The sequence below is a fragment of the Colwellia sp. M166 genome (assembly GCF_024585285.1).
In the GTDB taxonomy this organism is placed as follows: Bacteria; Pseudomonadota; Gammaproteobacteria; order Enterobacterales; family Alteromonadaceae; genus Cognaticolwellia.
On sequence record NZ_CP040755.1, the window covers coordinates 4,319,748 to 4,332,314 of the forward strand.

Genomic DNA, 12,567 nt, shown 5'->3' on the forward strand with positions numbered 1-12,567 from the left:
ATCTTGATTAATATCAACTAAGTTAGTCACTTATCTAATTACTCATTGACAATTTATTACACTTAAATCAGTCTTGGTTCGACATAATGTATTTTGAGCTTATGGACGAAGTGTAATTAGGATGATGCAGTGACCCCTCAGTTTTATAATGAGAACGCCAAAGACCTTGCTAGACAATACCTTTCAAAATCATTTGAAGAGGTTCACCAAAGTTGGTCGCAGTTTTTACCTGCCATTTTTAAAAATTCCAATGCACGTATCTTAGACTTAGGCGCTGGTGCTGGCCGAGATGCTAAGTATTTTGCTGAGCTTGCTGAAAAAACACATAAAACCGCTAACAATATTCAAGTTTTTGCGGTTGAACCTGCCACTGAACTTGCCGAATTAGGCGCTAAAGTCACCAAAGACTTAAAAGTAAAATGGCTCAACGATGCGTTGCCATCATTAAGCGTTATTACTAAACAAGAAGTTAGCTTTGACTTAATCTTGTTAAGTGCGGTGTGGATGCATATTTCGCAAAGTGCTCGTGCTCGTTCAATTCGTAAACTTGCCAATTTATTAAAACCCGGCGGTAAAATAGTTATATCACTTCGCCACGGCCAGACCGACGACGACTTTAAACAGCGTAAAATGCATATCGTCTGTGCTGATGAGTTAAAACGTCTAGCGACTGATGTTGGCCTATTTACCAAGTTAGCAACAGCAAAAGAAACCGATAAACTCGGCAGAAACCACGTTTCTTGGCAAACCCTTGTGCTGCAAATGCCAGACGATGGCACAGGTGCATTCCCATTCATTCGCCATGTCGCGATTAATGATGGCAAGGCTGCAACTCATAAACTGGCGTTGTTAAGAGTATTACTGCGCATTGCCGATGGCCACCCCGGTGCAGTTTTGCGAAGAGAATCATCGCCATTTGGCGATCGCGTTATTTTACCTGCGGGTTTAGTCGCGCTTTATTGGTGTCATCAGTACAAAGACTTAATAGATAGCCATCAGTTATTTCAATCACCGAGTAAAAGCCCAAACATGGGTTTTATGAAAGCTGATGGCTGGCACAAATTAACCCATCGTAGTGCCTCAGATTATCGCATCGGTAATTTATTCACCGGTGAAGATGCCATTGCACTGCATAAAACCATTTCAGCAGCAGTCAGTAATATTAAAACCATGCCTTGTCGTTATATTACCTTTCCTAATCAAGAGGCTGGTAGCGGTGCAAAGGTATTTGATATTGCTAGTAAAACCGTTAAAGCCAAAGCCAGTATCTTTCTTGATTTGCAAACCCTTGAGCAATGGGGTGAGTTCTCATTACCTGAATCAACATGGCTAGCGTTTAATCGTTACGCCTGTTGGATTGAACCAGTTCTTGTGAGTGAGTGGGTTAAAACCATGGCGAGCTATTCGGGTAATGCTCAATATGCAACGTCTGAAAAGCAGTTTCATTTATACCAAGCACTGAATTGGTTAGAGCCTAAACGCACAACCACCGAAGTACGAAATCGTTTTGAACAGCTTAAACAGCAACTACCGAAAAGTGAGCAAATTCAGTGTGTGTGGTCAGCAAAATCGTTACAACAAAAATACGATATTGATCACAGCATGCCATTTGCCCGTTGGCCCAATAACGATTTATGGAATTTACTGCCAACCGATAGCCAAATTAACAATCAAAAAAGCGATCGCTTGCCGACAGAGCATAAATTAAAAGCCTCGAAAGAAAGAATTCAGCATTGGTGGCAAACAGCTTGGCTGAATGACAGTAATAACTTGTCTGTTTCAACGCAAAGTAATGAAGTGAATGAAGTGCCAGTGGGCTATAAAATAAGCACTAGATCTTTTATGCCTTCAACAGCACTAGAACAAACAACAGCAAGTCTGCCCATACAAAGTAAACGCTTTTTTGCTGAAGCAAATATCGCCTTACCGGGCTTAAGTTCTAACAACGAATCAATAGATGATTTGTTTGAGGCGCTGGTGATGCAGCGAGGCCGATTGAAAGAAATGCAGCAGTTGAGAGAGTGGTGAGTTTTTAAATTTTATGCTAACCATTTGGTTGAAATTAATGAATAACCCTGAAAGTAGTTTACCACTAACTTTCAGGGTTAACTGTTATTACTGGTGGGGTAATTGAATCGCTTTAAAAGTAGTATCAGCTAAAAACCGATTGACAACACTGTGTAAAAATACACCAGCATCTTTCTTAAAAAGCCATTCAGCCTCTTGAGACTGAGACGGGAGTTTGTTTATATCAAACACGCCAGAGTACTTCATAGAAAACTCAATATGAAGATTCATTACTTTGCTTTCTATCTTTGGTGAAGGCGTTTCCTCTCCTTCAAATGCAGTAACAGTACCCGTGTAGAGCATTAGTAAACGATCTTTACTAGCTTCTATCTCTTCTTTTCGTACAAGAATTATTTTTAAGAATCCTGAAGTGGATGCTTTTTTGTTTGAAGATAAATCTTCGTATTTAAAGCTTGTAATATCAGCCGACTGCAACCTTAATTTAGTGAGATCCATGCGAAACCTCCTCGCTTGCGGTCCAAGCAGTGGATGGTGACAATTCAAAAGGCTGTGTGGTTACGCTTTTATTATCTACATTTTGAACATTTACATTAACATGGTTGTGTATTTCAGTTGCTGAATTAACGTATTGCTCTACCGATTTCTTTATCACTTCATTCAAAGTAACACTATCTAACTTGGCACGAACCAAGGCTTTTTTGTGCAGTTCTTCACCAATTCTAATATTAAAAGAACCTGTCATCGTCTTATCTGGATCTTTACCAACTTCTTTGCAAAATTCTAGATAATCTTCTATTTCTGATTTGAAAGTAACTTTAAGCTCTGCAACTGTATCTGCTCCAAATACGATACTGTCATTGATAAACTCTACCTTACCAAATACACATTCATCTTCTACCGATACATTTATAGAGGCATAATAACCTTTGTATTCAAGTAGCTTACTTTTCATCTTTTTGTTCCTTGATTAACACAATCGCCTCGTCGACGACATATTGTAAAACTTCGTTTCCCGGATGTGGTTCATGCCATTTTGCAACCTGACCAGTTGTTGGATTGTAGAAGTTCCTACCTGAACCACGTTTAGCGTTCTTCATAATGAAGCCTAAATCTTTCATTACTACCACTAAATCTTTCCATTTGAATTTAGCTGGTCGGTTGAGTAATGCTTGTTTGAGTTTTTCCTTTCTGCTCATTTCAGATTATAGTCCATATTTTGGATGTGCAACTATATATTAGTTGCAATGTGTGTCAAGCTGTATTTATGTACAGAATATTGTAAATTATGCCAATTTACTAGAATACAATAGTACTTTTTGAAAATAATAATCAAGTCCATTTAATTAACTAAAAATATTTAACTTTATAGTCAAATAACTATTGATTATGCTTTTCTAGTGTAAGGAAGGTATCTAGCAACTCCATGACTAGAGACTTTATTATGCACTCTTAACCTATCGCCAACTTAGCCGTCTCATGCCACAAATATGCTGGCATGGGATGTTTAAGTTTCCAAGTAATATTCATCGGTTGACTACCTTCATATTTGACAAAATCAACCGGGCCAAAGTTTACAAAGCCCATGGTTTTTCCATTTTCGTCTTTGGCTTGCTCGCGAACAAATAAAATGAATGTTTTGTTGTTTTCTTTTTGCTTGATATAGCCTAAACCTCGACCAGATTCTGGCTTAGCACTATTTTGTGTTTGCCAATGAAATAGCGTTGGGCTCATGGCATAGTCATGGTACATGGTGGTTGCTGAAAACTGATTTTCGTTCTTATTCAAAGTAACAAACAATAATTCTGTATTAGCGTCAGCTATGTTTAAAACACCTTCGCGGCTTGATGACTTTCTTGAAAAAACACTCTCACCAAAAGCGACAAAAATATGCTCTTTTGGATGGCGGACATGCATTTTTAGCGGTGATGTATCTACCATTGGGTTGCCAACTTTTGGCATAGCAAATTCACTTACTTCTAGTTGTTCAATCAGTATATCGATTACTTCGCTGAGTTCTTTTTGAAGGCTTTTATCTCTGAGAGCTTTAATACTTTCTTCAAGGCGGTTAAAGCCAGCTTGTTTACCCGCTTTGTCCCAAAAGTCGTAATGACACATCAGGGTAAATAAATGCTCAGAGTTTACTGTATCGCCTGTAAAGTTAGTTAATGGCAACGCAAAGTTGTTATCACAAAGGGCTTTAATAAAGCGTAAATAAGATATTGAAGTGCAGATCATTAATCGGTTGTTGATAGCGCGATAGTAAGCCGCATAAAGCGCCTGTTTACTTTCATCTATGGCTTTATTTTTACTTATCGCTATTAGGGCTTGCCAACCGCCAAACTTTCCAACTTTAACTTTGTAGATATCTTCTAAGGTAATATTAGGGTTGATATGTAAGAAGTTTTTTAATGTTAAAGGTAAATGAGTAACATGAGGGAAATTAATAATTAAGTTAATTAATCGGCTTTTATTCAGTGTTGCTTGGCTGATGTTTTTTAAGATCATGGTTTGAGTTTTTTCTTGTAACTCAATACGACAACCCAAAGGCAAATGAGGAAAGCCTTGTTTAACTTCTTTTGCTATTGCTTGATTGGTTTTGCCAACTAATGCTCTAAACTTATGTGAAAAGTCGTATTCTGGTCGCGAATTGCCGACAAAATCTAATATTGTGCAACATTCTTTGTTATCGGTTAAACGCAGCCCGCGACCTAGTTGTTGTAAGAATATCGTCAAGCTTTCTGTTGGGCGTAAAAACAGTAAAGTATCAAGCTCTGGAATATCGACACCTTCATTAAAGATATCGACCACAAACAGTACGTTTATTTGCTTTGATTTTAAGCGTTGCTGCATGATTTCACGATCTTTACTGTTATCGCTGGTTAGCACGCCACAAGCTATATTTTTCAGAGTAAATTTTTTCGCCATAAAATTTGCGTGTTCTTTACTGACACAAAATGCCAGCGCGCGCATTTGAGCGATATCAGTAACAATTTCATCAAGACTTTGTAGTATTCGTAAAACACGTTGGTCGTTATAAGTATAAAGGTTGGTTAATTCAGCAATGTCATAACGGCCTTTAGACCATTTTATTTTGCTCAGATCGGTATCGTCATCGATAGCAAAGTATTGAAAGGGTGAAAGGTGGCGTTGGTTAATCGCTTCAGGTAAGCGTATTTCAGCGGCAATTACATGGCAAAAATCACTAAGAATATCTGTACCATCGTGACGCTCGGGTGTCGCGGTTAATCCTAATAGTATTTTCGGGCTAAAGTGTTTTAATATTTCGCGGTAGCTTTTGGCTGCAATATGATGAACTTCGTCGATAACAATATAATCAAAGTAATCTTCACTTAACGCTAAAGTGTCAATTGGGTTGCTCATTTGTGAATTTAAGCTTTGAATAGAAGCGAAAAGGTGGTGATATTTGCTTGGTTTGTTATTGCCGACCCATAATTCGCCAAAACTACTATTTTTTAATACGCCACGATATGCGCCTTGTGCCTGCTTTAAAATTTCTTCTCTATGGGCAATAAATAAGAACTTAGCTTCAGGGTTTTTATCGTAAAAACGAGCAAAGTCGAAAGCTGAAATAATGGTTTTACCTGTACCTGTAGCGGCAACCACTAAGTTGCGATAACGATTATGTAAATTACGCTCAACCTGTAGTTTTTCTAATATAGTTAGTTGGTGAGAATGAGGTTTTATATCGAAATAAAAGCTCGGCGCTGCATTGTTAAAACTGCCTTTTGCTGCTTGCAGGGCGTCATGGAGCTTTTCTTTACTCTCTGCTTTGCCATCAAAGTGTTCAAAGTCAGGTGACTGCCAATAGGTTTCAAAGGTACTGAGCGACTTTTCAATAATATGGGGGATTTCTTGTGAGGTGATTTTTAAATTCCATTCTAAACCACTGGTTAATGCTGAATGTGATAAATTAGAAGAGCCAATATAGCCAGTATGAAAGCCTGTGTTTCGCTTAAATAAATAAGACTTCGCGTGTAATCTTTCACGGTTAGTGTTGTAGCTGAGCTTTACTTCGGTGTTTGGTAGAGAGGCTAAGAACTCAACGGCTTTGGCATCGGTCGCGCCCATGTAAGACGTGGTGATTATTTTTAGCTGTTTGCCACTACGGGTAAATGCTTCTAACTCGTTTTTAAATATTCGAATACCAGCCCACTTGATAAAAGACACTAACCAATAAATTTTATCAGATGATTGGATCTCTCTTTTGATCTCAGTCTCTAGCGAGATACCAACATTACTGCCACAAAATAATTCACTTTGGCTAAGCCCAGTAATCGGCATTATTGATTCAACGTACTTGGGTAAGTCTGCTGCAATAGGATTGGATTTATCAAATAGTGCGGTAAGAATTTTACCTTGGCTGTCTAACAGGTTTTCACTGATCAGTGCTTCATCGCGAATATGCTGACTAAGCCATTGCACGATAGTATTGGCGAGTTTTATTTGCTGATGGATTCTACTATCGCCGTTGGGTACCGAGTCCATGGCAATTTCAATAATTCGCGTTAAAAATCGTGATAATAGCGTTGCGGCTTCACCAGCTTCTAATGTGCGCTCGCCAACATAAAAGGCATCACGATCTAAATTTTGCTCAACCAACTGTGTAATGAGTTGTTCATAAATACCCGTTTGAGACATCAATATTCCTTATTGTGTTAAATGCTTTGTAAGAGTATTCCTAAATCGGAAAATTAATACTTTTAAGCACTATTTTACTTTTACAAATAACTCTTTTCAGCCTTGGTCACTTTTTCTAAATAGCGACGAGACTCTGCTTTTGGGTGTTTCTTTGTCAGTAAATAATAAACGTCTTTAGCAGATTTTGTATTGAGCACTTTCATGGCTGTGGTACGGTTGCTATGAAAGGTTTTTAATACATTACCGCTACCACCGTTGTAGGCGGAAATAATCGAATAGTGGCGGCTGGTGGCATTAGTAACGTCTTTCAAATAGTTATTGTTGAGAATGTGTAAATAGGCTGCGCCAATATCAATATTAAAGGCGGGATCAAAAAGTTGCTGTTTGGTTGGTGCGCCGGGTTGCTTTTTAATACGTTGATAAACATCAGCACCGGCAGTTTTGGGCACTACTTGCATTAGGCCATAAGCATTGGCACTACTGACAGCAAAAGGGTTAAAGCTGCTTTCGGTTTCAATTATTCCGTAGATAAGTTGCGGTGATATTTGATAACGCTTAGCAGAGGCCAGTACATATTGGCTGTATTTTTCTTCACGTAAATGTTGGTGTTGTTTAACCATGCTAATGCTAACCGCATAAATCTGTTTGCTATTTTTAGTATATTTTTGCAGCTTAAACTCGGTTAAATATTTCGAAAATCGATTAGCACGCCATTGGTATTGAATGGGCTTTTTGTCTTGGTCTATCACTTGCTGATATAAATAAGGTTTGCCTGAAAGTGTTGGCGCATCGCTAGAAAATATATCGGTTTTATTTGGATCTGCGCTTGTTAGCAACGTCGTAACGATGGCGCTTTGTAAATTGCTGATAGTTTTCGCTTGCGAACTGTCGGCGAGTGTTTCAATTAAAATGCGGCCTTTTTCAAAGTCTACAATGGCACGGGCTTTATAATCGTTAGTATATTTAACTAGTTTTTTATTGCTGGGAAGCTGTGGTTTATCTTCACCCCAAACGTTATTTATATGCTTGCTTAGTTCATCGAGCAAGGCTTTGATATTGGTGATGTCTTGTTGAATAAGTTTGTTGGTTTTAATTGCTTGATTGGCAATGCTAACCACATCAGTATCGTCAGATTTTATTTGTTTAATTAAGCTTTCAACACTACGAATTGAGGCAAGATCGGCTGTACTCTTACAGCTGATTAAACTTATTACGATAAGTAGTAGTAATATTTTTTTAAACATAAAACTCTGACCTTTAATTTGTCACGGTTAATTTATTTACGGTAAATTTATAATGGTTAAGTGTTGAGCTCGTACTTTGCTTCATTATTTCAGCTGGCTTTGTCGTTCGTTTTTATGTTCGTTCGCTGTTAATAATATGCTGAACTGCTCTGCGGCTTGTTTTGCCCAAACATTGTAAGCTAACGTTGATGGATGCATACCGTCTGTTGCCAAAAATTCAGGGTTAAAGGGTATATCAACCGTTAATACTGAGCACTTGTTGTTAGCGCCTTGATGTTGATTAGCAAGTACCGCGGCCATTAAAGTATTTAGCTTAGTCGCGCGTAAACCTAACCACCAACGCAGTGGTTGAGGCAGGGCGGTAAATAAATGCATAGGAGGAACGCTGGAAAATAATACCTTGTCGGCGCTAAACTTGCTGCTCAATATCGTAATCAAAGTATTTATGTTTTCAGTCCATTGCGCTTGGCGGGTGAAATGCGTGACGTCATTGACACCAACTGAAATTAAAACAAGATCAAATTTTTGCGCTGGTAATAAGGCAAGTTCGTTAATGATGTCAGTAGATGTTAAGCCGCTACTGGCGATTAACTGCCAGTTTATTGGATGTTGCTTGGTAAGTAATAGCGGTAACTGTCCTGCCAATGCTTGCTTTTGCTGATTAACACCAACGCCGGCTGCTGCAGAGTCGCCAAGAATCAGTAATTTAATGGCATTGTTTTTGCCGCTATTTCCTGTGCGTTCGCCTGTCGCTTCAGGTAGTTTTATTATCGTAAGTCGCACCCAAACGGCTTGTAGCAATAACAAAGGCAACAGCAAGGCAAAAATAGCATAATAAACTACCAGCTCGTAACAGGCTTTTATCTTCAAAACTTTTCCTAACGATTTGTTTACGAAGAAAGTTTAACCGTTTTTTTCGCAATATAATATCGATAATAACCAATGGCACTACTGCCAACAAAAATCACTTCAACTAATATGCCGACAGGTGTCCATAAAAGCAGGTTATGCAGTAGCCACAATGAACCGCCCGTTACCATCATCGCGCGTAAAAATTTATCGTTATGGCTAAATGACCCAACCGTAACGAATACTGTTGCGATAAAGCCAATAATACTTAAAGCACCGTTGTAGGTGGCTATGGTGATCAGTAGGCTGACGCTAAGTGCTGCCACTGATAGCCATTGAAACTTCCACTTAATTGAAATTAAAAACCGTAAACTTGAAAATAAAAATATATAGCCTGCTGTTTGCTGTTCCAGCAATAAATAATGCATGCCATTAAAGAGGCAACTAACGGATAAGGCCGCTAGAATGTAATTTTTGTTTTTTAGTTGCATGGCACAACACTCAATAATAAGTGTGACGGTAACAAGCAATTGAGAAAGTAAAAAGTCAGGCATAATAGTGATTTAAAAATAACTTGTTTTATATAGAAATTGTCGGTAACAGCAGCGCTTTAAACGCTGTTTGACATGGAGATTAGTGGTTGTATTGAGCTTAACCACGAAACCTGTAGATAATTTTTAAGCTGCTTATAGCTAAATTGTTGCATTACTATACTATCAGCAATCGAATTTAACATCTTAGCTTGCTTTGTTATAAATTGTAACTGCAGTTGAAAATTTGGCTGATAATTTGGTTTTTATTTTTAATTGCTTTGAAAGTGGCTTTTAAATTGCGGCTAACTTGATTTTAGCTGTTTTTTATTCGAATGCCGAGTGTGGCACTTAAACGAGGATAAAGTGGCGGGTTTTAGCGTTATCCGCCATTTGTTAATGCTTACTACTTTGTTAATGCTTACGAGTGATACTCGCATGACTTTTCATCAAGTCAGTTTGCTAGTAAAAAATAAATATTGCTGTATCACTAAAGATTTTAGTAATACAGCAAGTATACATGGTGGCTAATGACCGGTGTTTAAGTGTCATTACCTTGGGTCAGCGTAGCTATTTAGCGCCTCTTTGGCTTAACAGTTCACTATATTCTTTATCTGTGCCATTGATATGATTTATTAACCAATTAGCGAGAAACTCACTAATTTCATTTAATGCTTCATGACCTTTTTCATTGTATAAATCCATAAAACGTTCAACTTGTTTAATCATTTGTTTATGTTGGGCTTTATGAGCCACTAAGTTAGGATAATCATGTTGTTCTAATAGCTTTTCCTCACGATCAAAGTGGTACTTGGTATAATTGATCAAGTCATTAAGCGCTTCTCGCTCGAATTCTTCGCTCATTGCATAGTCATAAGCAGTGGTAAAATGGTTAAGTAAACTGATCAGTTTTTTGTGATCATTATCTAAGCTTTCAATACCAACACTGTATTCTTCTTTCCATTGTATTTCGTTGGTTTTATTTACTTTCTCATAAAGCACTGGGGTTAACGCCAAGACAACAATGAGTAGCCAAGATATCGGGTTAGTTATGCTTGATAAGAAGCCTAAAAATATGGCAACAATAATCAACCCAACTATGGCTGCGTATATTAAAGATTTATTGCGACTATTCATAAGTAGTACTCAATTAAAGGTTTTGGTTAAGTTATCTTGCTCACGCCGATTCTAATACGAATTACCTGTGATGCGCGTAAAACCTATTTATTTGTTGACCTCGATCAAGTTGTAAATCTATTCCGTTCGTAAACTTTTAAAACTTGATCTGCATCAGGTTATTTCTTCGCAAAGTAATGAATAGTTGCACTACTTTATATTTGCGCTCTGAAGTTGAAATTTATAAGTAAGCAGTTACTCAATTCAGTATTTCAGAACAACATTTTATAAGCAGCTCATTTGTCTAACTATTGTCTGCATTACTAAGTAGCTGATAGAAATTTTAGATGGATAAAAAAACATAATATTTTAAAAAACATAAAGCTAGTTAATTTTGTAAATGGAGATGATCCTATGAAAACGATTAAATATAGTCTTTCAGCACTTGGTTTAGCTATCGGTATGGCAGCTACTGGTCTTAGTATGACCGTATCAGCAGCAGAGCCAACGCTATCTAAAGCAGATTTTGAAAAAGCACAATTACATTACTTCCAGCGTTGTGCTGGTTGTCATGGTGTTTTACGTAAAGGCGCTACCGGTAAAAATCTTGAGCCAGAAAACACGCTTAAGAAAGGCCAAGCACGTTTAGAGAAAATTATTTCTTTAGGCACAGAAGGCGGCATGAATAACTTTGATGACTTGTTCAATAAAAAAGAAATCAGTGACTTGGCGACATTTATTCAAATGACTCCGCCAGTACCGCCAGAAATGTCTTTAGAGCAAATGCGTTCTTACACGAAAGAATATATTGCACCAAAAGATTACCCAACTAAACCTATGCATGGTTTAAATTGGCAAAACTTCTTTGTTGTTATCGAGCGTGACGCAGGTACTGCGGCAATTATTGATGGCGATACGAAAAAAATCATTACTCATATCGATACTGGCTATGCGGTTCATGTAATTAAAGGCACTGAGCATCATAAAGTTGATCATGCGAAAGATGTTGGTCGTTTTTGGTACACCATTGGTCGTGACGGTAAAGTTAACAAAATCGATTTATGGCAAACACCTGACAAAATGCTAGTTGCTGAAACTAAAATGGCATACGACGCACGTGATATTGCGGTATCAGGTGACGGTAAATACGTTATTGCTGGCGGTTACTGGCCTGCGCATTTCGTTATCATGGATGCAGAAACATTAAACCCACTTAAAGTGGTTTCAACTCGTGGTTATAATACCAAAGGTGAATTTATTAACGAAGCACGTGTAGCGGCAATTTATACTGCGCCAAATACGTCTTCTTTCATCGTTGCGGTTAAAGAAACCGGTCAAATGTTACAAGTTGATTATAACGATTTAGACAACTTAACCATTACTAGCATTGCTTCTGCAGAATTCTTACATGATGGTTTCTTTGATCCTACCGGTCGTTACTTCCAAATTGCTGCTAACGCATCAAACGCTATGGTAGTTGTTGATACTAAAGAACGTGCGTTAGAAAAAATCATCAAAGTTGACAGCTTACCTCATCCAGGTCCAGGTGCTAACTGGGTTGATGAAGAGTGTGGGCCAGTGGGCGGCACAACTCACTTAGGTGTTGGACTAGTATCTGTTTGGGGTAATGATCCGATTGGACATCCAGACAATGCATGGAAACTTTGTTATGAAGTTGAAACTGACGGTGCTGGTGTATTCATCCGTACTCACGAAACGTCTGACTACGTATGGGCTGATCAACTTAAACACCCTGAGCCAGAAATTCAACAATCTGTACAAGTTTTTGATAAGAAAACCCATGAAATCGTTAAAACTATCCGTGTAACAACAGAGCCAGGTAAAGCGGCACTTCACATGGAATTCAATAACGACGGCAGTGAAGTTTGGGTTTCAGTATGGAACCGTAAAGATGCGAAAAACCCAACGGGCGAAATCGTAGTTTATGATGCGAAAACACTTAAAGAAAAAACACGTATCAAAGGCTTAACAACGCCAACAGGTAAGTTCAACGTATTTAACCGTATGAACCACAAAACCTAATAAGTACCTTAATTGGTCGGTGGTATGTTGAGCATTAATTTACTTAAATAAATACCACTGTATCAAGTTAAGTAGTGGGTATAGCTGATGTTATACCC

Annotated in this window: 10 protein-coding genes; 2 read left to right on the forward strand and 8 right to left on the reverse strand. The window is 38.0% G+C overall.

What is annotated here, in order from left to right:
• Positions 1-129 precede the first annotated feature (129 nt).
• Entirely contained in the window at positions 130-2,028 is a 1,899-nt protein-coding gene (locus tag FGD67_RS19525; protein ID WP_257172696.1) for a class I SAM-dependent methyltransferase, read from the forward strand.
• An 87-nt stretch (positions 2,029-2,115) separates the two neighbouring features.
• On the opposite strand, the gene FGD67_RS19530 is transcribed toward FGD67_RS19525, so the two are convergent.
• The 8 genes from FGD67_RS19530 to FGD67_RS19565 all read right to left on the reverse strand — a co-directional run bounded on the left by FGD67_RS19530 (position 2,116) and on the right by FGD67_RS19565 (position 10,447).
• On the reverse strand, positions 2,116-2,523 hold the full coding sequence (locus tag FGD67_RS19530; protein ID WP_257172697.1) for a hypothetical protein: 408 nt from the start codon (positions 2,521-2,523) through the stop codon (positions 2,116-2,118).
• Entirely contained in the window at positions 2,510-2,980 is a 471-nt protein-coding gene (locus FGD67_RS19535) for a type II toxin-antitoxin system HicB family antitoxin (RefSeq protein ID WP_257172698.1), read from the reverse strand. The genes FGD67_RS19530 and FGD67_RS19535 overlap by 14 nt, the downstream gene beginning before the upstream one ends.
• Positions 2,970-3,224 (reverse strand): hypothetical protein, encoded by a 255-nt coding sequence (locus FGD67_RS19540; RefSeq protein ID WP_257172699.1) that lies wholly within the window; start codon positions 3,222-3,224, stop codon positions 2,970-2,972. The genes FGD67_RS19535 and FGD67_RS19540 overlap by 11 nt, the downstream gene beginning before the upstream one ends.
• A gap of 253 nt (positions 3,225-3,477) precedes the next feature.
• Positions 3,478-6,687, reverse strand: coding sequence for a DUF3427 domain-containing protein (locus FGD67_RS19545; protein ID WP_257172700.1), 3,210 nt, complete (start codon positions 6,685-6,687; stop codon positions 3,478-3,480).
• 80 nt (positions 6,688-6,767) lie between these two features.
• Entirely contained in the window at positions 6,768-7,931 is a 1,164-nt protein-coding gene (locus FGD67_RS19550; protein WP_257172701.1) for a murein transglycosylase domain-containing protein, read from the reverse strand.
• A gap of 84 nt (positions 7,932-8,015) precedes the next feature.
• Positions 8,016-8,801, reverse strand: coding sequence for an SGNH/GDSL hydrolase family protein (locus FGD67_RS19555; protein WP_257172702.1), 786 nt, complete (start codon positions 8,799-8,801; stop codon positions 8,016-8,018).
• 20 nt (positions 8,802-8,821) lie between these two features.
• Complete coding sequence (locus FGD67_RS19560; RefSeq protein WP_257172703.1) at positions 8,822-9,334, reverse strand: YgjV family protein; 513 nt, start codon at positions 9,332-9,334, stop codon at positions 8,822-8,824.
• A 546-nt stretch (positions 9,335-9,880) separates the two neighbouring features.
• Positions 9,881-10,447 carry a bacteriohemerythrin gene (locus FGD67_RS19565; RefSeq protein WP_257172704.1) on the reverse strand — a complete coding sequence of 189 codons (567 nt, stop codon included), beginning with the start codon at positions 10,445-10,447 and terminating at the stop codon, positions 9,881-9,883.
• 393 nt (positions 10,448-10,840) lie between these two features.
• Between FGD67_RS19565 and FGD67_RS19570 the strand changes: the two genes are divergently transcribed.
• Entirely contained in the window at positions 10,841-12,469 is a 1,629-nt protein-coding gene (locus tag FGD67_RS19570) for a nitrite reductase (protein WP_257172706.1), read from the forward strand.
• Positions 12,470-12,567: the final 98 nt, after the last annotated feature.

What these genes read in the sequence shown, in the direction of transcription:
- FGD67_RS19530 (WP_257172697.1), bottom strand. Translation starts at nt 2,523, where the DNA reads ATGGATCTCACTAAATTAAGGTTGCAGTCGGCTGATATTACAAGCTTT.
- FGD67_RS19535 (WP_257172698.1), bottom strand. Translation starts at nt 2,980, where the DNA reads ATGAAAAGTAAGCTACTTGAATACAAAGGTTATTATGCCTCTATAAAT.
- FGD67_RS19540 (WP_257172699.1), bottom strand. Translation starts at nt 3,224, where the DNA reads ATGAGCAGAAAGGAAAAACTCAAACAAGCATTACTCAACCGACCAGCT.
- FGD67_RS19545 (WP_257172700.1), bottom strand. Translation starts at nt 6,687, where the DNA reads ATGTCTCAAACGGGTATTTATGAACAACTCATTACACAGTTGGTTGAG.
- FGD67_RS19550 (WP_257172701.1), bottom strand. Translation starts at nt 7,931, where the DNA reads ATGTTTAAAAAAATATTACTACTACTTATCGTAATAAGTTTAATCAGC.
- FGD67_RS19560 (WP_257172703.1), bottom strand. Translation starts at nt 9,334, where the DNA reads ATGCCTGACTTTTTACTTTCTCAATTGCTTGTTACCGTCACACTTATT.
- FGD67_RS19565 (WP_257172704.1), bottom strand. Translation starts at nt 10,447, where the DNA reads ATGAATAGTCGCAATAAATCTTTAATATACGCAGCCATAGTTGGGTTG.
- FGD67_RS19570 (WP_257172706.1), top strand. Translation starts at nt 10,841, where the DNA reads ATGAAAACGATTAAATATAGTCTTTCAGCACTTGGTTTAGCTATCGGT.